This window comes from Brasilonema angustatum (assembly GCF_059505445.1).
Window position 1 is genome coordinate 38,428 of sequence record NZ_JCACKO010000004.1, and the last position, 20,854, is coordinate 59,281.

Genomic DNA, 20,854 nt, shown 5'->3' on the forward strand with positions numbered 1-20,854 from the left:
CTAGCTTTTTTGGGCAGAACTCGCAGTGTCTTGCTCCAACTTAGTTGCTTCTATTTGCTTAGTTTCTGGTTGAGTTGTTTGCTTGGTATCTAGTTCAGCAGTCGTTTTCACTGCTTCTTGCAACTCAACTGCTTCTTTTTGAAACTCGTTTTGAAACTCCTTAGAAGCTTCTTGAAAACCGCGAATTGCTTTTCCTAGACTGCGACCAACTTCTGGTAGCTTTTTCGGACCAAATATTAACAGTGCTACCACAAAGATTACAGCCATCTCCGGCAAACCGATACCAAATACATTCATGTTTTTCTCCAGTCACATCAAAAACCGCATTGGAAACCCACATATGTAGTTTAATCAATAGTTACCGTCATTGCTGCGATCATAATTTTAGTGACTTAATGCTCCAACATAAGTTGCAATCTCTGCAAATGCAGGCAAAGCTTCAGGGCAAAAGGGAGGAAAACTTAAAAAGCCATGCACCATACCAGAACAGGACTTACGCAACTGGCACATTTTTCTTCCAACTATCACATGGGTATAATTCAATACAGTTCAGTTCAGGAAATTAATCTGTTGAGGCAGGCAGAGGAGCAGAGGAGCAGAGGAGCAGAGGCGAAAGAACTAATGGTAATGGACGTTAACTCTTCATCTCCCCTGCTCCCCATCTCCCCATCTCCCCTGCTGTCTCAACGAATAAATGTCTTAACTGAACCGTATTGGGGTATAATTTGGCTATAACGTTTATAAATCAATATTTACGAGCATTTATCTCAATGTGAAATATATGTGCCAGTTGACCTTATATTGTGACGCTTGCGTAAGTCCTACAGAATAATCGATTAAGCGAACTTGATTGCCAGAGTCGTGCAATCGTTGGGCGTACTTCTGCTTCTGGTCCTGTAGGGGATCATATTCAGCCGTGATAATCAACGCAGGAGGAAGATGACTTAAGTTCTCTGCCAGGATTGGTGAGAAATACGGTTCAAATCGATCAGCTTCACTGCGGGCGTAATATTTCACAAAGCTCAGCTTCATTTATCCGCTTTAAATTTTCTGCTGTGAATTGTTTATTTTCTGAACTCATTTTCCACCTTTTTCCATCTTTTTGAATATTTTAGTCATCGTCTTTGCGTCTATCGTTTCCATATCAACCAACTTCAGCGATTTGACCATTTTCAGCGTTGTGGTTTTATAGTGTTGGAAATGCGGGGTTTTGAGATGTGACTCGTATGCTTCGCGGCTGGCGTAGATTTCTAGAATCCTAACCTCAGTCGGATTTTCTTTTTGATACATCGGGAAAATCGAAATAACCCCCGGTTCCAATCTGACTGACGCTTCAGATTCTTCTTTCAGAATGGCTTTGTACTCATTGAGATAATTGGAATCTATTTCAATTTCCGAGATACGCACCATTATCTCTTTTTGCTGGGCGGAAGCCGCGCTGCAACTGACAAGCATAATTATCAGAATTAAAGAAATAACTATTTTTTGAAAACAGACGATAACTTTATCCATGTTCTTTGGTTCACGACGATGAAGTCTAAAAATAACGGCAAGCTTTTAACAATTACTTGTTGTGCGCTGCCGATCACCGATGAAGCCTGCCGTTATTTTTCTTCCCTTCTCTCGGATATTAAAATTACTTTCGGCAAACAGTTCGCCGAATGAGTGCTACTGCTTTTTTTGTCTGGCAGCAATAACTTTCGCCAAGGATTTTCTGGCTGTTTCAGCTTGCTGTCGGCTGATGTTTTTTTCGATCAAACCAAAAGCCTCTCTTAACCCGCTTTCCGTCAGCCCGGTATTCATTCCCATTGACAAATGAGATTCTAATTGCGATTCGACACCCGGCATTGCGGCGAGTGCTGAAATAGTGGCTAGTTCGCGCTGCTGATAGTTCAAAATATCGCTGTCGAAAATATCGGCGAACAAATGCTCTTTCAAAAAGCGGTCAATCGTCGGACTAAATTCACCGAAACCTTTGGCAGGCTTGGATTGGGGCTGTCCAGTGAGCATTTCCAATGTCTTTCTGCCTCGCTCGTATTTGTCGCCAGTATCATTAATCGGCGTTGCCGTTTTTCCCTGTGTATCAGCAATGCCCTTATTTTTTCTTTCTTTCAACGCTGCCATAAATGTGTTGATACCGTTTAAGCTGCGCGGAAAACCGCAGTAGGCATACATTTGAACCAAAACTTCTTTGACTTCATTAACGGTCAGCCCGGCATCAAGTCCGCCATTTAAGGCTTTTCGCAGATTTTCCAAATCGCCGTTGGCGGTGAAGGCGGAGATCGTGACAATGCTTTGTTGTCGTGCGTTTAAGGTTTGATCATTGTTCATTGTTTGTGCCTCCGACAAAAATAAAAGGCTAAATATCACAACAGACACCAGCGCTAAGAATACGATGAGCTTTTTCATTGGAACTGCCTCCTCAACAGCGCTGCGTTCTACCAGGCGTATGCTTTGGGTGCCTCGCCGCCGGGACCAGGCCAGATCTCGTCGAGCCGGCGGAGTGTCTCGTCCGACAGAGAGATCTCCAAAGCCCGCAAGCTCTCGGTTAGTTGTTCCACAGTGCGGGGTCCGATGATCGGAGCCGTGACGGCAGGATTGTGCAACAGCCAAGCCAATGCGATATCGGCGGGTCGCTCATCGAGCTTTTCACAGAGTGCCTCGTAGTCCTCGATCTGCGCTCGATGCCGATCGATCTGTTGCTGCATCTTCGGCTTGGCTCGGCGACCTTCGCTCACCTTCCGCAGGACGCCTGCCAGTAGCCCGTTGCCGAGGGGACTCCACGGAACAAGACCGATGCCGTAGTACCGAAGCGCTGGGATGACCTCTAGCTCAACGGTGCGGGCAGTCAGGTTGTAAAGGCTCTGCTCCGACACTAACCCCAGGAAATTGCGCGACGCGGCAATATTCTGCGCGGTGGCGATGTCCCAGCCAGCGAAGTTGCTGCTGCCGATGTAGATTACCTTGCCTTGCTGTACCAGGAGTTCCATTGCCTGCCAAATCTCCTCCCAGGGCGTGCGCCGATCAACGTGGTGCATCTGGTAGAGGTCGATGTGATCAGTCTGCAACCGACGTAAGCTGTCTTCGCAGGCTTTTCGGATGTGATACGCCGAAAGGTGGCGATCATTCGGGCTGTGACCCATCGGCTGGTACACTTTAGTCGCCAGGACGATTTGATCGCGCCGCCCGCCCTGAGACAGCCACCGCCCGATGATCTCCTCGGAGATGCCGTAGCCCTTCTCCATGTCCGGGGACTGGGGACCCCCGTACACATCTGCGGTGTCCATATAGTTGATGCCGACTTCCAGAGCCTCATCCATGATCTTGAAGCTGGTGGTTTCGTCCGTCAGCTCCCCGAAGTTCATGGTGCCCAGACCGAGCCGGCTGACCTGTAGTCCGGTGCGGCCGAGATGCTTGTACTGCATTCTGTTTCTCCTCTTCTCCTAATTTTGTTGCCAGCAGGCGAGTCTCGTCCCCTGCCAAAGCTGGCTTCTTGCCTATCACTCGTGAAGCGGTGTTGCCTGGGTTGCCGTCACTACACGGTTTGACCGCCATCGACGACCAGGGCGTGCCCGACGCGGTGTTGCCTGGGTTGCCGTCACTACACGGTTTGACCGCCATCGACGACCAGGGCGTGCCCGACGACGAAGGAGGATGCATCCGAACACAGCCAGACGACGGCCCCAACGGGTGGGTGTGCCATGCAGTCCGAGCACCAGGCTCGAACGTCACACTGGCACCAGACGTGCGTGCTGGCTCGTGTGCCTCGAACAGGGGATCAACGCGGACAGTGCCCGTAAAATACTCGTCGGGTCCTTTAGCGGAAGGCTGTGAGCCACTTCGTTTGATATCCATTTTCTAATTCCTTCACTTGATGCCCTGCATGGTTGCGAACAGGCCAGTCTCTTGGTCATCAAAACTGCATTTTCTCTTAAATAAAAATCCACAATGCTTACAAGAAGCCGAAATCATTTTTCATTGCTTTAGCTTCATTTTAAGCATCCTCAAGGACAAAGCAATAAAACGATCGTCTAAAATTGTTGTACAATCCTGCAAAACTTAAAAATGAATGCTGTCAAAACAAGTAAAAATGCCGATATGGATTTCATGAACGACCAGCAGGCAAAGCGCGAGGCAGACAGAGTGCAAGCCAACCGAGACGAATTGGTTGAGCGCATCTCACAGACGATTCGCGCTGATGGGGCGATCGAGCCGCTGAAGGGCTTGCATCTTCACCGATTCTCCTCGCCTATGGAAGCCTGTCATGCTGTCTCTGTCCCAGCCTTTTGTGTAATCGCCCAGGGCAGTAAAGAAGTGCTTTTAGGTAACGATCGCTATCAATACGACCCTGCACATTATCTGCTGGCGACGGTCGAACTGCCGATTATGAGCCAAATTCTGGAAGCATCTAAAGCGCAACCGTGCCTGAGCCTTCGCCTCGATCTCGATTCCACCCTGGTCGGTTCAGTTATGGTCGAGGCGGGCTATCCCGCATCCCAAAGTCGTGCCAATGTCAAAGCGATCGACGTGAGTCCACTAGATGCGCCGCTGCTCGATGCCGTTGTCCGGCTCGTTCGGCTGTTGGACACGCCCGCCGAAGCGCGGGTTCTGATGCCGCTGGTCGCACGGGAAATCATTTACCGACTCCTGATTGGAGAGCAAGGCGCGCGGCTTCGTCATATTGCCGTTCTAGGTGGCTACACCCACCACATCGCTCTTGCCGTCGAGCGACTTCGTAAAGACTTTAAGGAGCCGATCAAGATTGAAAGCATCGCACGAGAGCTTGGAATGAGTGTCTCAGGCTTCCACCATCACTTCAAGTCTGTCACTGCAATGAGTCCTTTGCAGTTCCAGAAGCAAGTGCGTCTCCAGGAGGCTCGCCGTCTGATGCTGGGGCAAAACCTTGACGCTACCAGTGCTGCTTACCGAGTGGGTTATGACGATGCCTCGCACTTCAACCGAGAGTACAAGCGGCTCTTTGGTGCACCACCGATGCGTGATGTAGAACGCCTGCGAGAATCTGTTAGGGAGACTGCTAGTTCAATACGATCTCCTCAAGACGCCGGGCATCTTGCCAGAAATCGTTAAAGCATTTGGTGTAGAGCACCGTATGCTGAATGTTTTTGTGTCTTAGGAGCAGGGGCACTGGCGGCGACAGCCACCCGCTACGAATGAAAAAAACACCTTCTTTCCTGTTCCCTGTTCCCTGTTCCCTGTGTTTCTTGAAAGGTTTAATTTGCTATTTTAACTTGAAGTTCGCTACGCGTTCTCGGTTTTTCATGCATACTTTAGGGGAGTGCGAGTCTAAACTCAAGCCTGACAACTGACAAAAAAACCCGGACGGGAGCCGGGTGTGGAGTAACATATTGTTATCCAGGTTTTTGGACTAGAAACATCATTTAACGCCCAAAGCCCGCCAGTCAACCAAAACATCTTGGATCGTGAAGGACTTGTTATAGAGTTGCAGAATAATCAACAGAAACACGAAAAATAGCAGAATAAAAACAGCCATCACGGGGGTAGTACCCCAACCTGGAGTCACTTTACCATACTCAGAGTTTAAAGGTTTGAGGATATCTCCTAATTGCGTCCTTTGTGCCATAGTTCACCTAAGATGAGTTGCCAAAGCATTTTTTAATCTTCTGTAATATTCTATAGGAATAGGACACATAATCGATACTTGTTATGGAACCCGCAATAGTTCTTAGTATTTCTGTCGGCGCTGTTGTGATCTTCATTACGGCGTTCTCCATCTATACCTCTTTTGGCCCTCCTGGTAAGGAATTGAGCGATCCCTTTGAAGATCACGAAGATTAAAGTTCATGGGTTTGTGATTGTGTTAAACACAATCACAAACCCCTCAGCTAACCCTAAAGCTGCTAATTTTCCAAGGTTGAATTGTAAAGATTTGTTGCCCAGATGAGAATTCGGGTGTGGGCAAAGAGTGCTCTAACAAGTCCACTGACTCTCCCAGAGTCAACCCCAAATCACTTTGTAACTGCAAATCGGCTGTTTGTCCGTGACATTCATAACATCGGATAATCCATTGTTTTGGGTTGTCTTCTGCTTGCTTAAACGCCATTAATATCAAGTTGTCAGCCGACAAATCTAATAAACGACCAACTGGCGGTAAAGATTTTTTGTTCTGGTGATGTTTGGAACTCAACATCATTACTTCCATTGGTAGATGCAATTCATAACCGTGTCTGATTGTATGGGCTGATTCCCAGCTACCAGCATGAGGATACAAAGCATAAGTAAATTCATGAAATCCTTTGTCTGCTTCCTCGTCAGGCCAATTTGGACTGCGTAACAGACTTAAGCGTAATTGATTGGATTGGCTGTCGTACCCATACTTACAATCGTTTAACAGACTAACACCGTATGTATCTTCATTGTTAACGGTGGCGGGAGTTGTCAAATCTGCCCAACGTAAAGCCGGGACTTCCCATTTTGCCTTTTCTGCTGGAGTTTCGGGTTTGGTCGGACGGCGAATCGTCCCACAAGGAATTTCATAAGTGGCAAAGTCTGCCTCTAGATTTAATGGAAAAGCAGCTTTCACCAAACAGTTACGTTCCTGCCAGTTGACAGTTGTGGCTATTTTCAGGATTGGCGATCGCCCTTGTAATATGTAATCACAGCAAAACTCTGATTCACCCAGCTGGCGCACCACACGCAGACGAGTTTGCACAGGTCCAGTTTCGGGCCACTCAATAGATTTTAGCTGCGTTGGTGGTAAAGGATGCTCAAAATAGTTCGGGTCAATATTCCAAGCATCCCAATATTGACCACTATCTTGGAAAGCTTGTAATTGATTTCCAGCGCCGCTTAGAACTTCTCTATCATTAACTTTGTCAAAAAGACTCGACAAATTACCAGTTTCTTCGTCAACAGTTACCCGCAAAAACTCATTTTCAAAAGTCAATCTTTTTCGATCAAAATATTCTTGCTTTCGCAAACTCGAATTGGTATCATCAGACTGGGTTATGTTATTGCCTTTTTTAGGCAGTTGAGGACAAAGCCAAAAAACGCGATAGCCAACAGAGGGAACATCGCTTGCTATAAACAGCAGCTTTGAGTCGTTGCTCAGTTGGGAAGGCAAAAGTTCTCCTTCGAGATTATAAACGCAAGCATCCAAGTGAGGTAATGGTAGCTCAACAGCGACAACCGAAGAGCGCTGCCAATTCAGGGAGTTAAAGACGAAAATTGGTACAGCATCGGGTTGGGGCGGCTCGCTTAAGTTTATTTGGGATGCAAGATAACTCAAAGACTCCTGCAATATGTCATTGCCAACTTTCTCCACCTCCTGCCAAGTTGGAAGCGCATCCGCATAAACTTGATTAATCGAAGAACCAGGCAGAATATCGTGAAACTGATTAAATAAGACCTTTTTCCAGGCTGCTTCTAGTTCAGCTTTCGGATATGTCACCCCAGAGCTAATTGTTGCCAAAGCCGCAAACAGTTCTGCTTGGTACAATAATCCTTCACAACGACGATTCCAACGTTTTTGGTCAGCGTGGGTGGTATAACAGCCGCGATGGAATTCTAGATAGAGTTCGTCTTCCCAAGTGGGGAATGAGGAAGGGGAAGCAGAGGAAGTAGGGGGAGTAGGGGGAGTAGGGGGAGAATTATTTTCTTGTCTATTCTTGATTTGCTGTAAGTAATTTTCGGCAGTCGTAAATTCTAGCTTCGGGAACAAAGGAGATTTTTGCCAACGCTGGGCAGTTTCCAACATATCACGAGTGGGACCGCCGCCGTGGTCACCCACGCCAGGAAGCCAAAGAGCATCACAAAGACCTGTTTGGGTTTGCCATTCACAGGCGTAGGATGCCATTTTAACTGGGTCGATACCTTCACCAACAAGCGCAGACATATAGCTAAAGACTTGACTACCGTCAGGCGATCGCCACCAAAAAGCACCATAATCAAACTTCGTCGTATCATTCCAGCGCAACTTCTGAGTCACGAAATACTCAACACCAGCACTCGCGAAAAACTGCGGCAAAGTTGCACAAAAACCGAAACTATCTGGTACCCACACCACAGGAGAAAGCTTGCCAAATTTCTCCAACACATAGCGCTGACCATACAACAACTGACGGACAATAGATTCACCTGCTATTAAATTCAACTCCGGTTCAACCCAAAAACCTCCCACAACTTCCCAACGCCCAGCTTTTACCGCTTCTTGAATCGCATCAAACAAATCCGGGCGATGTTCTTCAATCCAAGCATAAAGCACCGGCGAAGAATGACAAAAAATCAACTCCGGAAAATCTTGCTGAAGTTTAAGAACCGACTCAAAAGTACTTTGTGCAGCCTTCCAAGTTTCACTCACAGGCCAAAGCCATGCTAAATCAAGATGAGCATGACCTAATAAGTAAATCTTTGAATTAAGATTTTGAATCTTCGATTCCAGCAACCTCTGACGAACCGTAAACAAAGAATTCTCAAACTCTTTCTTATCTTCCTTGGCGTCCTTGGCGTTTTGGCGGTTCGTTTCCCAATCTATCCCCGCCACACTCTCCGCCAAATCCTCCAACCTCTGCGGCTCAAAAGTTTCCAAAAACCGCTGCGTCACAGCCAACTCATCAGCCACAAAACCGGGATCTGGGCGATTCTCATCCGTAGACTCATAAATCAGCAGCGACTTAACAAGAGCACCATCACAATGCCCCGGACTCACCAAACGCAGAGCTATGATAAATTCATCTCCTGGTGTCACCGCATCATTCAGTAGTACCCTTGGCGAACTATCAAACAAATCTCCCTCAAGTACTAACTTCCCATTAACATAAACTTGAGCAGAATCTGCCCACCAAACCAGTGATAGCCGCAAAGACAAACCTTGTAGCGGGTAACCCTGTAAATCTTGGGGAATAACTAATTTTTGCACCAACCATAGCACATTTTGCCCAAGAGCCCAAGCAATGTGTCCTTTGGCGTTTAACTTGGCAAGACTCCAAAGCGAAAAGTCGCAGGTGCTAATATCAGCCACGGGTGAGACAGCGCTGCGGGAGGGGAGCCAGTGCGTTGCGGAGCCAGTACTGCAGGAGGGTTTCCTTCCGTAGGTATCTGGCGTTGGGGTTCCCCCCGTTGTAGCACCTGGCGTTTTCTCTCCGCAGGCGACTGCGAACCCGAAGGGCAAGTCAGCTTCCAAGCATTGCCAGGATGACAAATTATTTACTCTTACATAGGAGCGCAATTTTTCAATTGCTTCCAAGATAAATTTAGTATTAGCTTGAGATACTGGAGAGGTCATAATTTCGCTAAGATGAGGAAACTCATAATCATCAATCATCGTTTCGATTTATTGTTTGGTGCGAGTCCGACAGCTAAGCAACACTCTTAACAAAAGTTCACCATTACGTCACGCATTGAACTTGTACGCAGCTAGGGACTAGACCAATTACTAGCACTGGTTGTTTTCTTAATTTTGAACTTTGAATGAGCGAATTTTGAATTGCCTATGCCTCCTGCTACCCCTGGTCGTTATCAAAGCAAACTTTTTAACTTTTTTCACCAGCAATCTCGGCGCTGGGGTGAACAGTTTGAGCGTACCGTACGGCATGTACAAGTCGCCGCTAATTGGTCATTAGAGGCTCTACTTTACCCAGTATATCTGCTGATTCGCAAAGCAACAGACTCAGCTGGTAAACAACTGCATACAAATGAGCAACAACCCAGGTTCCAGTTACAGGAAAATCAGACTAACTCCGAAACTGTTTCATCTGTAGATACTCCAATTCAGCGAGTTCTAGAAACAGCGGTGACTCTGGAAATTGCAGAAGCAGCAAAGCCGGGGAAAGCCGGGAAAAAGAACTCCTTAACTGTCTGGATACCTTACTTTTCTATATTCCCCACTGTCTCATCTCCCCTGATTGTCTCACACCCTGACTCCACGGCAGGTGCTACAAGGGGGGGAACCCTCCGCAGTCGCCACAACGGGGGGAACCCCCGCAAGGCGCAGCTCTCCGCAACGCACTGCCTCCCTACTGTCTCATCTCCCCCAATAGTGCGAGGAATTGCTTCAGATTTAGGAAGTCGTAATTTGGTACTCGTTACAATTGAAAATAAAATTCTCGATATTTTAACGCTTCAGCAGCAGGAAATATTGCAAAACCGGATTCTTCAGGAAGTTGCTAGATGGCGTTCTTGGCAGTTGACTCAAAGCAAAGACGAAACAAAAGTATTATCTGAAATTGATCGTCTGCTGAACAAATTGACGGGTAGTAATCAAAGCATACCTGCTCTACCTCAAGCAACGGAAACTGAAGATAAAATTGAGTATCAAAAATTACCTATAATGGTCCAAAAACTACCATTACTAGACGCAGCGATCGCCCAAATAGAATCTCGTGCTGTAGTCACAATATCTCGTACGACTGGACAATTGCTCCGAACTGTTCAAAATCAGCTAAATATCTTTGTCTACGGTAAAGACCAGCAACTGACCACTGAACGAAAAATATTAGATGCTGATTCACAACATCTAACGTCGAAAATCCAAGCTCTAATTTGGGGAGCAATTAATTATTTTTTTGGCGATTCCAACACTAAGAAACTAGAGCAAAAAACTCCAAAAAATAGTATTAACCAATCTTTATCAATAGGTTCAAATAAAAAATCAAAAACTGTACAATTACCACAGCGCCCTTCTTCCCCAGCTTTACCCGAAAGTCCTGATTTACCAAGTGAGAATATAGCAGACCCTTGGTTAACAATGGACGATTTGTTTGGAGATTTACATGAAGTAACAGAGGTTGTTAACGAACAACAATTTTTAGTGACATCATCTGAGTCTCCAAAATCTGCTCTGCCTGCGGGTTCTTCCGTGAAGATAAGCAGAGAATTTAATTTGAAATGGCTCAGCATTTTGAGTCAAACAAAAGAGCTCATTCAAACTTCTAAAAATACTCTACAGAGAAGCTACGCAAATAAAATTTGGAAATCTTCCTCTTCTTCCCATTCACTTATTTCTCAATCAGAAACTGAGAGCAACCTAATTAAAGATAATAAGGGAGAAATTCTTTATCAGCAGCAGCAAACGACTCAAGTTGAGGCTAAACCAGATTGGATTGAAGCACAAGCTCAAATCATGGGGTATGAAAAACATCCTTTGGAACAAGTTCTTGAATGGCTAGACCAAATTATGCTTTGGATCGAACATCTTTTTGTAAAAATTGGTCTATTTTTGCGGGGGCTGTTCCGGGGAAAATAAAATTTGAGCTATCCTACAAATGCTCTCCATTAGCTGCTGCTGTGTCAGTTCACCGTAACCAAAAATAAATTCTCCTTGAGAATGCGATCGCAGATAATGACTGGAGTTTAGACTAAAAGTTAGCGATTGCCACTCCAAAAGTACAAATATACTAATTCAATTTGAGACTAAAAGCGATACAAGGGAACGTAAGTTAACTGAAATGACAGGTCGAAAATATGAATGAGTCAGTCTCAAGCGATTCGTAACTCTGGAAAAATGTGTAGTACGCAGATGACGCAAATAGAAGAATGATAATCTTGCTAAAGGGAGGGAGAGCTACCTGATGGGTGGCTCTCCCCCCTTACAAAGGTAGGTATTTTGTATTTGGTCATTTTTTGACGATAAGAGCTGATTTAAAAATCCTGAAACGACCAACTGACGTTAAACACTTGACAATTTTCTCAACTATTTTCGACATTCCAAAAAACCTACCCTTGAAAGGGCTCTCCCCCTCCCTCTCTTTTTTAATTATCATTCTCTTATAAATTTCTTTCTACATTTGGACGTATTGACAAAATACACTTGTTTTTAACTTGTCTCCAATGCACGTCAGATAATAAAACCCGCCCCTAGAAACGGCTAGAAACGGGTTTATCTCAAAAAGTTAGCTTTGCATATCACTTGAGGCTTGGATACCTTCTCACTGCTGGAGTCACTTTTTTACGCTCCTATTGGTCTTTTAGTGGTTCCTCCTCAAAGGTGCAAGATATAAGTCCCTCCGATCCGCATAGCATTTTTTTTCGGATATCTTTATGATCTTTCCCGATTACATCAACAATGTAACGTTCTGGGGATAACACTGTCTTGATCTGTTTACTCTTCATGTATTCGTTGAGTTTATCTAGCGCCTCATGACGTTTTGCGAAATCTGGATTGAGATCTGGACTTTTGGAATCCGGAAAAGTATCTAAAAACTCTTGGAAGCCAACAAATGCCAGTCGATACATTAATGTCTGACTAAATTTCCCCTTGAAGTAGCCACCGTGTACATCCCTCCCATTGCCACAAAAAAGTTCCTTTCCAGTAGAATAAGCAAAATACGCCCAGCTTAGTTCCACATAATTCCAAAAGGTAAATGGTGGAATTAGTTTGTCTAGGATCATGACGTTGTGTTCCTCATCACCTGTTTTGGGATCATCTGTGAAGTCTTTGTACTCGGTACAATCAAAGTAGGTGAACAAGTCAGAGATGGACTGCTCGTTTTCGATAGGTGTCCCAACACTTTCCCCAACAATGTTGTTTTTATTTTGTTTGGACGCCTTTTCCTGATTAGTTGAATTTAATTCTTGGTTTAGTGTTTCACTTAACATATTAAGTTCCAAGTAATTGCTCAAGGAACTCATCTTCTTTAAGATATTAAGTTCCAAGTCATTGCTCAAGACACTCATTTTCTTTAACGGGTTGTCTAATGACTTATTCCAGTTGTCTGATAACTCTTCAAAGTTGAGAATTCCATACTTTTTCTTGGATTCTTTTTTTAGGTTTTTATCCTTACTGCTCAGTTTGTCCTTGGGACGAACATTTACATTACCCAGTCTATATCCCTCCTTTCGGCTACTTGCTGGAAAGGAAAAGTAATTAGCCGCCGTAGAAGCCAGACGGAGGGCTAAATCCCCTTCGTTACTGAATAGATAAGCCTCTTCAAATCGTCGTAACGATGAGCGTAGAAAGTTTGATCTGCCTGAAGTAATAGTTAGTAGGGGAATATCCGGAGAAACAAGAATTAAGCGCCCTAAACTAAAAACTCGCCCAATTTTAGAAGAGGGATTTTTGTTAGTTTTTTCGTTATTAGACTTTCCTATAGAATCAGTGTCAAAGATATCAGAAAGAATTCGGATTACTTGTGTAGTTACATACCCACCCATACTATGCCCAATGAAAGATAGTTTAAGACGTCTGTTCTCCCAGTCTTTAACTGCATTGATATCACACACTTCGGTATTTTCGTTACAGTTTATCAATCCTTGATCTATTTGGCGAATTAATTCAACCAGGTCATTAACTGCGTAGTGAGTTGCCCGATAGGTATCCCTAAAATATACAATTATACGCAGAATCATCAAGGTCAAAACAAGGGTAGAGAAAAATGTAGCAAGAATAATGGGAAAAATGAAGAGTGGGGAAGATAACCAAAAAAAGAACAAGAGAAAAGATATGAGTCCAACAATTAAACTTCCGTATAGCAGATTGGAGAGTAGAAAGGGTAAAGTCATTAGGGAAGTGTAAAAATTTTTATATGTCACATTTTCAGAAGGCCATCGATAACCTATAAAAACTAGGCGATCTGATTTTTTAGAAATGACATCATCCTTGTTGATATATTTATTAATTTTTTGATACGAATCCCAAACATGATCTTTGCGTAAATATTTGTCGTTTAGTTCATCGCTTAACTTAATATCAGGATTTCCTGTATTGTATCCATGAATAGCGATCACGACACCCAGATCTTTAGAATCTTTGCTTTTTTTATTGAGGAGATTGATCACAGTTTCAATAGTTGGCTTCTCCTTATCTCGATCAATCTTTAGATCATCTTCCACATTTATTCCTGCGGTGCTGCGGATAAAGTATCCTGAAATACCTTCAGGTACTGAATCGTCTTTTGGGATGAACATGTTATCTACTAAAAAATCCAAAGATTTTTTCATAATGTTTGTATCTACTTAAAAAGAGAAAATTAAGTTCCTGCTTTGTATATAGTTGTAAGCAAAATCAACTTATGCACTTCAAATCCTACATTAAGTTTTTTATACTAGTACACTAGCCAACTGGAGTTTAGACTAAATTCTATTTATTAGGCTACAATCCTTGTATAGCAAGCATTTTAGATTTTGGAATCCAAAAGCGGTTATAAATTGGGAAAAACAGTCTGGATAAGGGTTAGGCGGTTTGAAAGCCAAAATTAGTCTAGTAGGACATAATTTCTAAAAACCGTGTTTTCATCCCTCATGGAACTTGCGTTGAATAAGCGTTTTACAGAAAACAAAAACACGGGTTTTAACGATTAAGGACTACTAGTTCGCGGTGCTAAACGTAAAATAGAACAAATGCACTATCATGATCTTGACCCAGCGAAGTCCAAACTTAGCTCTTAACTTGCACATTTTAGAACCGTTATACAGTAAGGTTTTGAGAAACATTATAAAAGTGTGCTTGTTTCATATTTTGCGGGAGCGTTAATCGCGCCCGTGGGAGGCTCACATCTTGCACCTGTACAAGTAAACCCTAAACAAGCAAAACTACAACAGAAAAGTGTGACACCAAAAGAAGAAAGAACTTCCGTTATTAATTGTTTTAATATTACTAAAAGTCAAGTGATAATACATAGGATGAAGATGAAACTGAAGAAACTGTTTTTAATAATGATAATTATTACGGAAGAGGGGTAGAGACGACGAACGTCGCTCATCGTCTCTACCCCCTTAATGTGGATAAGGAATGCATCTTCCTGGTAATAAACTTCCGCCAAGAATGGCTTGACGCAGTTCTTCGTAAAGCTGTTGATGAAGTGGTGAAGGGGAATTGCATAAGAGCGTAATGGCAAAATTCATACTTGCTGAGCGTTCAAAGTGGACTTATGTAAAATCAAAAAAGTGGCTCTTGTAAAAAACCACTATGGAAAATTACCCTAACAATAGACTATCGAGCAAAACTTTTGTCTAACATACGCTTTTTCTATAATTTAGCCTCTTTTGGTATAATTCCAAATTTGAGGTGAAGTTACTTATGCGGACACAATCAACAATTCAGGTCAGAGAAGCAACTCCACAAGAAGATTCACTGGTTGCAAAGCACTCGTGTAATTTGTGGCGAGATATTGGTGTTCCTGATGACGCCATTGATCCTAACTGGCTTGAGATAACCCTCCAGTTCATGGAACAAGCGCGTCGGGATTTGTTTTACAAAGCGTTTGTTGCAGAGGTTGATGGTGTAGTTGTTGGTTCTGTTAGTTGTCAACTTTACTCTGGTTTATACCCAAATGTTCTCATGCCACATTACCGCAAATATGGATACATTTGGGGCGTTTATGTTGAGCCAGCTTATCGTAGACAAGGTATTGCTAAACAATTAACCAGCACAACAGCCAACTATTTTAAATCAATAGGTTGTACGCAAGTGGTTCTTAACGCCTCTCCCTTAGGTAAACCAGTGTATGAGCAACTTGGTTTTTTACAGAGTAACGCCATGCATCTAGATTTGTAAAAATGAAAATTACGATTACAGAAGCGACTCCACAGGAAGATTCACTCATTGCAAACCACTTTTACCATATGTGGCGAGATATTGGTGTTCCTGATGACGCCATCAACCCCAACTGGCTTGAGATAACTCTCCAGTTCATAGAACAGGCGCGTCGAGATTTGTTTTACAAAGCGTTTGTTGCAGAGGTTAATGGTTCAGTTGTTGGTTCTATTAGTTGTCAACTTTACTCTGGTTTATACCCAAATGTTCTCATGCCACATTACCGCAAATATGGATACATCTGGTGCGTTTACGTTGAGCCAGCTTATCGTAGACAAGGTATTGCTAAGCAATTAACCAGCACAACAGTTAACTATTTAAAAGCAGTAGGTTGTACGCGAGTGGTTCTTAACGCTTCTCCAGTAGGTAAACCAGTGTATGAGCAACTTGGTTTTTCACACAGTAACGCTATGCATTTAGATTTGTAAAGTTACAAAATTCAATACTTACAGCAATTTTCGCAATTGGAATACAAAACTATGAGTTCTTTAAACAATCAAATTAACCAGGAACAGTTTACTCCTACACAACGCACCTCTATTAAGCGAATCCCTCAGCGCGGTCATTACGAACATCAACTTATCTATCAAATTTTAGATGAAGGGTTGATTTGTCATGTAGGATTTGTTGTAGATAACCAGCCGTTTGTTGTTCCAACTGCTTACGGTCGTGTGGAAGACAAACTCTATATTCATGGTTCACCTGCAAGTCGAATGTTGCGTTCTTTGCTTACAGGTATCGAAGTTTGCGTGACCGTCACTTTGTTGGATGGTTTAGTACTAGCGCGGTCAGCGTTTCACCATTCCATGAATTACCGTTCTGTGGTTATATTTGGTACAGCTACCCTCGTGCAAGACGCTGAGCAAAAGCTAGAGGCACTCCGAGCTTTTACTGAGCATATTGTACCAGAACGATGGACTGAGGTTCGCCCACCTAATCGTCAAGAATTACAGGGAACTTTAGTGCTTTGCCTTCCGATTACAGAAGCATCTGCCAAAGTGCGGACAGGTCCACCATTGGATGATGAGGAAGATTATAGCTTGTCTGTGTGGGCCGGTGTTTTGCCTTTGCAAGTGGTTACTGGTGATGCGATCAGCTTCGCTGGCCCCCTGCTGGGGCATCGCTGATCCACGTTTGCATACAGAAACTGCTTTACCAAAATATATAGAAAAATATACTCGCCAAGCGCAGCCAAATAACAGCCGGGAGTGAACTTTTCAACAAGTTTGTAGATTAATAGGCGATATTTCTTCCCAAACTTCTGATTCATTTGCAGCACACCAAAGATCACATTTCTGCTGAAGATTTCACCAAGTGGTCATCCTCGTAGTTTACAATGTTTCAAAAATTCGTAACTCGTAAGTATGAAGACAGATGCAATTTTCTACGAGATATTTAAAGAATTTCCCAACATATTTTTTGAAATCATTGGCAAACCTGAGATGAACACCAATACTTATGAGTTTACCGCACCAGAAATTAAACAAAAAAGCTTCCGATTAGATGGAGTATTTTCTCCTCTTGAAGAATTCTCTAATAAACCACTGTATTTTGTCGAGATTCAGTTTTACAAAGATGAAGAATTTTATGATCGACTGTTTACAAGTATTTTCCTTTACTTCACCCAATATCAGCCACCCAATCCTGACTGGTTCGCAATAGTCATTTATGACAAACGCAGCAATGAACGTAGCTATCCTCTACGTTATCGTTCCTTATTGGAACCTCATCTACGTCGCTTTTACCTAGACGAACTTGAAGACGTACCAGATGATTCTCTGGGAGTAGGAATTGTACGCTTAGTTGTAGAGAGTGAGGACAAAGCCGGAGAATTAGCCAAAACGCTCATTAACAAAGCTAAGGAGGAATTGAGTGATACTCTCATCCAAAGAAAAGTTTTAGAATTTATAGAGACAATCGTAGTCTACAAATTTCCTAACTTAAGCCGCGAGAAAATAGAAACCATGCTGAATTTAAACTTGCTGAAAGAGACTAGAGTTTATCAAGAAGCAAAAGCAGAAGGTGAAGAAGAAGGTGAAATCAAGGCTAAATTAAAAATTTTGCCAAAGCTTGTGCAACGAGGGATAAGCATTCAAGAGATAGCAACAATTTTAGAATTAGATACTGACACTATTAGAAATGCTTTGCTTTGAAAAATCTTAAAAGCGTTGGGCGAAAGATGCACAAGTGAGGTATATTTTTGTGTTTTTCAACAAGTTTGTAGATTAATAGGCGATATTTCTTTCCAAGCTTCTGATTCATTTGCAGCACACCAAAGGTCACATTTCTGCTGAAGATTTAACCAAAGCTCAGGAGTGGTTTGAAATGCTAAGCGCTAATCGAAGCGCCATATTCGGTGTCACGCTTGCCTGTTCATTAACTATCTCAGATACCGTTTTACGAGATACATCAAGAATTTGGGCAAGTAAGCGTGATTGTCATGTTAAGAGGTTCAAGGTATTGACGCACTTATTAATCCTCCCGGATGTCTGGGTTTTCTTTTAGTAATCATGATTTTATATTCTAGTGGTAATCCTCGTAATTTACGTCGTAAGCATTCCCATCCTGAAATGTAAAGGTGACACGCCAATTTTTGGAAACAGTAACTGACCATTCTCCTTTTCTGTCTCCTTTCACGTAAATCTCATCATTTTCACTGAAGAAATCTGACAGAATCAATCACTAATCCCGCCTGACACCATTGACAACTGGCTTAACTTCAGAAGGATCAGAAAATGGATCGGTACCACCACTCCAATTGAAATCACTAATCCTGAAACTTATACCACCTAATTCTTGCACTGGATTGTAACGCAAGGTAATTCCAAAAGTGCGGCGACTATATTCTACGATGTAGTCGGTGCTGGTACGTGCCCCAGTGTCCAAGTTGATTGTTGTTTGAAAGCCAACCCGAAATGGCCCGTAAATTTGCTGTACAATTTCACCACTAAATACTCTGTTATCAACAGAACGGTCAAATTTGAAAGGCGATAAGCCACTATTTAGACCTTGGGAGTAACTAACTCTAAAGGCGGTATAATCAAATAAGGGTCGAGAGAAATGACCAAACTGCCCTTCTAGACCAACCGTACCAGTAAAGGTGTTTTGAGTATCACCACTGCTGTAATAACTCGTAGTACCAGTCAGCCCAGCAAAAGTTTGAACAAAAGGAACTACTGGGTTTGGTGTATATCGTAATCCCTCAGTGGGTGTCGGTGGTAACCCTTTTCCCCGCCAGAGTAAAAAGCCTTTATTGAGAGCTGCACTCGCTTGTAGACGACTCAGTGAAATGCGATCATTATCTCGCTTAGGTTTGAGCAAGTCTTGGCGGTCTGTTTCAGCATCAATATATTGAGCACTACCTTGATAGCTCAAAGTGACACCGGTGTTGCCTAAAGGAATCACAGGAGAAGTAAGAATACCGCCAATGCTACTCTGGACAGTTTGAAAGCCGAGGCTACCATTGTAAAAGCGATCGCGGTAACTATATTCAAATGTAGCCTTGTAGGGATTTTGATCACCTAATAACTGGCGTAGCTGCAAATTCGCCCGCAGGTTATTTTGTATATCGCCTAAGTCAAGACTCGTCAACAATGCAGAACCCGTTACATCCGTTCGTGGACCCAAAGTAGACCTCAATCTTGACTTGAAGCCAAACAGCGATACAAAATTACCAATGTTACCAGTGACTGCTTTTTGAGCGAAAAATTCCGGTGCAATGCTAAAGCTCGTCCCTTCTGTATTGATGAGTTGGAAGCTACGCTCAACAAATAAGCCCCCTCGTTGATCTCCATCAAAGCCAACAGATGCGATCGCAGGGGTAACATCTCGCTTGTTACGGTCAATCACCTGCTCATCCTTGGGAATGGGTAAAGACGTTCGTTGATCCAAAACTAAACGTTGTCCTTGTGTCTTAATCCGGTCTCGTAAAGGTGTCTCGCGCGTCAGAGTCACTTTGTCTGCCCTGATGACTAACTCTGGAGGTGAAAAAGGATCGTTGGTCAGGCGGACATCCCTCGCTTGCCAACCTCGGGGATTAAAATCAACTCGTCCAGCTTCAAAACGTACTCGTCTGACTTGACCGCCTTGTTTTGGCGCAGCTAGGTTATTCGCACCCCTTCCACCACCTACGTTAATGTTGAGTCCACCAGGACTGCTTGCTTGCAAAGGTTGATTTTCTATAATGCGATCGCTCAGAGGACGCGCTGGTGTTCCTCCCGCTGTGATGTCCGTGGGTAGGAAAGATAAATCTTGCCCTGCTGTTGGTAGGAAAATATCACCTCTGCCGTTTGTCAGTTCTCCATTATCTTGGACAAGATTATAAGTAAAGCGTTCACCGCGTAAAACTTGACCGCCCCGTGTTAAAGCAACGTTTCCTTCTCCAACTGCAATCAAATTGTTCAAACTCACTTGCAGGCGATCAGCATCTACAACTGCTCCATCAAACCGCACTACCACATTACCTTCAGCCGTGACAATCCGCCGCTGCTCGTCATACTCCTGTCTATCAGAAGTAATTTCCACAATTCTTCCTCCGGCTGTCGGCGTGCTGGATGGTGGAGTTGTGCCAGATGGTTGATTTTTTTGACTGGTTGTGCTGTTCTGTTGTCCTGTTGGTGCTGACTGAGTTGGGGAATTTGGGGTAGGAGTCGATGGCTCAGTTGTTTGGTTGCGAGTCTTGAATTCGATGTGTACTGGTTGTTCGTTTGGTGATTTTTCTGTTGAGGCGTCACCCTGAGTTGGTGTTTGGGCTGTCTTGATAACGCGTCGCGACACCTTTTGAGATAAGTTCTTCAGCTTGGTGAGTGTTTCAGCTACTGGTTCTCCAGCAAAAAATGTTTTAGTTGCTGGATTTGTACTGTCACCATTGGATGGGTAAGAGGTTTCGGGCTGCTGTAGCGGATAACCAACTGAAACCTCACTCAATGAAGCTGCACTTTTAGAAGCGGTAATGGGAGAAAATTCAGGTGGTAAACTTTCCGGCTCACTTGGTGCTGCTAAAGTTTTCCCACTATAAATTGATGGCTTTTGGGCAGCAGTTTGCAGTGGAGTCGTTTCTTGTTGTCTTAGTGATTTCTCTTTTTGTAGTGCTTTTGCGTCAGTCGTTAAGACTGAGATGGGATTTGCAGATTGTGAAGATTCAAAAATAGGAGACGGTTCGGGCGGCGGAACTGGATGAGGCATACTCTAGCACCGAATCAAGCTAACAAACAGCCAATAAGTAGCTGGAAGGACATTACAAATTGTGCCTTCCAGCTGTTGCCTTTGATCTAGATTAAGATTTTGGCAAGCCGCCCCGGAGGAGGACACGCGCTCTTTGTGTAAGCGTAAGCTCACAGGAGGTAT

The 20,854-nt window shown here is 43.6% G+C and carries 20 protein-coding genes; 9 read left to right on the top strand and 11 right to left on the bottom strand.

What is annotated here, in order from left to right:
* Window positions 1–297: a TatA/E family twin arginine-targeting protein translocase gene (locus AC5JM2_RS00605; RefSeq protein WP_210613000.1), complete on the bottom strand. Its 297-nt coding sequence runs from the start codon at window positions 295–297 to the stop codon at window positions 1–3.
* 174 nt (window positions 298–471) lie between these two features.
* Between AC5JM2_RS00605 and AC5JM2_RS00610 the strand changes: the two genes are divergently transcribed.
* A complete protein-coding gene (locus AC5JM2_RS00610) occupies window positions 472–735 on the top strand; it encodes a hypothetical protein (RefSeq protein ID WP_495832980.1) in 264 nt (87 codons plus the stop codon).
* A 27-nt stretch (window positions 736–762) separates the two neighbouring features.
* Here AC5JM2_RS00610 and AC5JM2_RS00615 read toward each other — a convergent pair whose 3' ends face one another.
* Both AC5JM2_RS00615 and AC5JM2_RS00620 read right to left on the bottom strand, forming a co-directional pair.
* The gene (locus tag AC5JM2_RS00615) at window positions 763–1,032 is read right to left on the bottom strand and encodes an alpha/beta hydrolase fold domain-containing protein (RefSeq protein WP_495832981.1); all 270 of its coding nucleotides are present in this window, start codon (window positions 1,030–1,032) and stop codon (window positions 763–765) included.
* Between the two features lie 45 nt (window positions 1,033–1,077).
* Window positions 1,078–1,512 carry a putative quinol monooxygenase gene (locus AC5JM2_RS00620; protein ID WP_495832982.1) on the bottom strand — a complete coding sequence of 145 codons (435 nt, stop codon included), beginning with the start codon at window positions 1,510–1,512 and terminating at the stop codon, window positions 1,078–1,080.
* Window positions 1,513–1,530: 18 nt separating this feature from the next.
* Here AC5JM2_RS00620 and AC5JM2_RS00625 point away from each other — a divergent pair, with 18 nt between their 5' ends.
* Window positions 1,531–1,665, top strand: coding sequence for a hypothetical protein (locus AC5JM2_RS00625; protein ID WP_495832983.1), 135 nt, complete (start codon window positions 1,531–1,533; stop codon window positions 1,663–1,665).
* Window positions 1,666–1,668: 3 nt separating this feature from the next.
* On the opposite strand, the gene AC5JM2_RS00630 is transcribed toward AC5JM2_RS00625, so the two are convergent.
* Both AC5JM2_RS00630 and AC5JM2_RS00635 read right to left on the bottom strand, forming a co-directional pair.
* Window positions 1,669–2,409: a carboxymuconolactone decarboxylase family protein gene (locus tag AC5JM2_RS00630; RefSeq protein ID WP_495832984.1), complete on the bottom strand. Its 741-nt coding sequence runs from the start codon at window positions 2,407–2,409 to the stop codon at window positions 1,669–1,671.
* Between the two features lie 29 nt (window positions 2,410–2,438).
* A complete protein-coding gene (locus tag AC5JM2_RS00635) occupies window positions 2,439–3,425 on the bottom strand; it encodes an aldo/keto reductase (protein ID WP_495832985.1) in 987 nt (328 codons plus the stop codon).
* Between the two features lie 640 nt (window positions 3,426–4,065).
* On the opposite strand from AC5JM2_RS00635, the gene AC5JM2_RS00640 reads away from it, so the two are divergent.
* The gene (locus AC5JM2_RS00640) at window positions 4,066–5,088 is read left to right on the top strand and encodes an AraC family transcriptional regulator (protein ID WP_495832986.1); all 1,023 of its coding nucleotides are present in this window, start codon (window positions 4,066–4,068) and stop codon (window positions 5,086–5,088) included.
* Window positions 5,089–5,395: 307 nt separating this feature from the next.
* On the opposite strand, the gene psbH is transcribed toward AC5JM2_RS00640, so the two are convergent.
* Window positions 5,396–5,602 carry a photosystem II reaction center phosphoprotein PsbH gene (gene psbH / locus AC5JM2_RS00645; RefSeq protein WP_169263314.1) on the bottom strand — a complete coding sequence of 69 codons (207 nt, stop codon included), beginning with the start codon at window positions 5,600–5,602 and terminating at the stop codon, window positions 5,396–5,398.
* A gap of 83 nt (window positions 5,603–5,685) precedes the next feature.
* Here psbH and psbN point away from each other — a divergent pair, with 83 nt between their 5' ends.
* Window positions 5,686–5,817, top strand: a complete 132-nt coding sequence (psbN, locus tag AC5JM2_RS00650) for a photosystem II reaction center protein PsbN (protein WP_169263313.1) — start codon at window positions 5,686–5,688, stop codon at window positions 5,815–5,817.
* 43 nt (window positions 5,818–5,860) lie between these two features.
* Here psbN and AC5JM2_RS00655 read toward each other — a convergent pair whose 3' ends face one another.
* Entirely contained in the window at window positions 5,861–9,301 is a 3,441-nt protein-coding gene (locus tag AC5JM2_RS00655; RefSeq protein WP_495832987.1) for an alpha-mannosidase, read from the bottom strand.
* Between the two features lie 168 nt (window positions 9,302–9,469).
* Between AC5JM2_RS00655 and AC5JM2_RS00660 the strand changes: the two genes are divergently transcribed.
* The gene (locus AC5JM2_RS00660) at window positions 9,470–11,221 is read left to right on the top strand and encodes a hypothetical protein (protein ID WP_495832988.1); all 1,752 of its coding nucleotides are present in this window, start codon (window positions 9,470–9,472) and stop codon (window positions 11,219–11,221) included.
* A 710-nt stretch (window positions 11,222–11,931) separates the two neighbouring features.
* On the opposite strand, the gene AC5JM2_RS00665 is transcribed toward AC5JM2_RS00660, so the two are convergent.
* Together AC5JM2_RS00665 and AC5JM2_RS00670 are read right to left on the bottom strand one after the other, a co-directional pair.
* A complete protein-coding gene (locus AC5JM2_RS00665) occupies window positions 11,932–13,914 on the bottom strand; it encodes a hypothetical protein (RefSeq protein ID WP_495832989.1) in 1,983 nt (660 codons plus the stop codon).
* A 774-nt stretch (window positions 13,915–14,688) separates the two neighbouring features.
* Window positions 14,689–14,817, bottom strand: a complete 129-nt coding sequence (locus AC5JM2_RS00670; protein WP_495832990.1) for a hypothetical protein — start codon at window positions 14,815–14,817, stop codon at window positions 14,689–14,691.
* Window positions 14,818–14,992: 175 nt separating this feature from the next.
* On the opposite strand from AC5JM2_RS00670, the gene AC5JM2_RS00675 reads away from it, so the two are divergent.
* From AC5JM2_RS00675 to AC5JM2_RS00690, 4 genes are all read left to right on the top strand, one after another.
* Complete coding sequence (locus AC5JM2_RS00675; RefSeq protein WP_495832991.1) at window positions 14,993–15,469, top strand: GNAT family N-acetyltransferase; 477 nt, start codon at window positions 14,993–14,995, stop codon at window positions 15,467–15,469.
* 2 nt (window positions 15,470–15,471) lie between these two features.
* Window positions 15,472–15,936 (top strand): GNAT family N-acetyltransferase, encoded by a 465-nt coding sequence (locus AC5JM2_RS00680; RefSeq protein ID WP_495832992.1) that lies wholly within the window; start codon window positions 15,472–15,474, stop codon window positions 15,934–15,936.
* Window positions 15,937–15,987: 51 nt separating this feature from the next.
* Complete coding sequence (locus tag AC5JM2_RS00685; RefSeq protein WP_495832993.1) at window positions 15,988–16,635, top strand: pyridoxamine 5'-phosphate oxidase family protein; 648 nt, start codon at window positions 15,988–15,990, stop codon at window positions 16,633–16,635.
* A 237-nt stretch (window positions 16,636–16,872) separates the two neighbouring features.
* Complete coding sequence (locus tag AC5JM2_RS00690; protein ID WP_495832994.1) at window positions 16,873–17,661, top strand: Rpn family recombination-promoting nuclease/putative transposase; 789 nt, start codon at window positions 16,873–16,875, stop codon at window positions 17,659–17,661.
* Between the two features lie 370 nt (window positions 17,662–18,031).
* Here AC5JM2_RS00690 and AC5JM2_RS00695 read toward each other — a convergent pair whose 3' ends face one another.
* Complete coding sequence (locus AC5JM2_RS00695) at window positions 18,032–18,145, bottom strand: type II toxin-antitoxin system RelE/ParE family toxin (RefSeq protein ID WP_495833013.1); 114 nt, start codon at window positions 18,143–18,145, stop codon at window positions 18,032–18,034.
* A gap of 45 nt (window positions 18,146–18,190) precedes the next feature.
* Window positions 18,191–20,692, bottom strand: coding sequence for a DUF3769 domain-containing protein (locus tag AC5JM2_RS00700; protein WP_495832995.1), 2,502 nt, complete (start codon window positions 20,690–20,692; stop codon window positions 18,191–18,193).
* Window positions 20,693–20,854 lie beyond the last annotated feature (162 nt).

What these genes read in the sequence shown, in the direction of transcription:
- AC5JM2_RS00605 (WP_210613000.1), bottom strand. Translation starts at nt 297, where the DNA reads ATGAATGTATTTGGTATCGGTTTGCCGGAGATGGCTGTAATCTTTGTG.
- AC5JM2_RS00610 (WP_495832980.1), top strand. Translation starts at nt 472, where the DNA reads ATGCACCATACCAGAACAGGACTTACGCAACTGGCACATTTTTCTTCC.
- AC5JM2_RS00615 (WP_495832981.1), bottom strand. Translation starts at nt 1,032, where the DNA reads ATGAAGCTGAGCTTTGTGAAATATTACGCCCGCAGTGAAGCTGATCGA.
- AC5JM2_RS00620 (WP_495832982.1), bottom strand. Translation starts at nt 1,512, where the DNA reads ATGGATAAAGTTATCGTCTGTTTTCAAAAAATAGTTATTTCTTTAATT.
- AC5JM2_RS00625 (WP_495832983.1), top strand. Translation starts at nt 1,531, where the DNA reads ATGAAGTCTAAAAATAACGGCAAGCTTTTAACAATTACTTGTTGTGCG.
- AC5JM2_RS00630 (WP_495832984.1), bottom strand. Translation starts at nt 2,409, where the DNA reads ATGAAAAAGCTCATCGTATTCTTAGCGCTGGTGTCTGTTGTGATATTT.
- AC5JM2_RS00635 (WP_495832985.1), bottom strand. Translation starts at nt 3,425, where the DNA reads ATGCAGTACAAGCATCTCGGCCGCACCGGACTACAGGTCAGCCGGCTC.
- AC5JM2_RS00640 (WP_495832986.1), top strand. Translation starts at nt 4,066, where the DNA reads ATGAATGCTGTCAAAACAAGTAAAAATGCCGATATGGATTTCATGAAC.
- psbH (WP_169263314.1), bottom strand. Translation starts at nt 5,602, where the DNA reads ATGGCACAAAGGACGCAATTAGGAGATATCCTCAAACCTTTAAACTCT.
- psbN (WP_169263313.1), top strand. Translation starts at nt 5,686, where the DNA reads ATGGAACCCGCAATAGTTCTTAGTATTTCTGTCGGCGCTGTTGTGATC.
- AC5JM2_RS00655 (WP_495832987.1), bottom strand. Translation starts at nt 9,301, where the DNA reads ATGATTGATGATTATGAGTTTCCTCATCTTAGCGAAATTATGACCTCT.
- AC5JM2_RS00660 (WP_495832988.1), top strand. Translation starts at nt 9,470, where the DNA reads ATGCCTCCTGCTACCCCTGGTCGTTATCAAAGCAAACTTTTTAACTTT.
- AC5JM2_RS00665 (WP_495832989.1), bottom strand. Translation starts at nt 13,914, where the DNA reads ATGAAAAAATCTTTGGATTTTTTAGTAGATAACATGTTCATCCCAAAA.
- AC5JM2_RS00670 (WP_495832990.1), bottom strand. Translation starts at nt 14,817, where the DNA reads ATGAATTTTGCCATTACGCTCTTATGCAATTCCCCTTCACCACTTCAT.
- AC5JM2_RS00675 (WP_495832991.1), top strand. Translation starts at nt 14,993, where the DNA reads ATGCGGACACAATCAACAATTCAGGTCAGAGAAGCAACTCCACAAGAA.
- AC5JM2_RS00680 (WP_495832992.1), top strand. Translation starts at nt 15,472, where the DNA reads ATGAAAATTACGATTACAGAAGCGACTCCACAGGAAGATTCACTCATT.
- AC5JM2_RS00685 (WP_495832993.1), top strand. Translation starts at nt 15,988, where the DNA reads ATGAGTTCTTTAAACAATCAAATTAACCAGGAACAGTTTACTCCTACA.
- AC5JM2_RS00690 (WP_495832994.1), top strand. Translation starts at nt 16,873, where the DNA reads ATGAAGACAGATGCAATTTTCTACGAGATATTTAAAGAATTTCCCAAC.
- AC5JM2_RS00700 (WP_495832995.1), bottom strand. Translation starts at nt 20,692, where the DNA reads ATGCCTCATCCAGTTCCGCCGCCCGAACCGTCTCCTATTTTTGAATCT.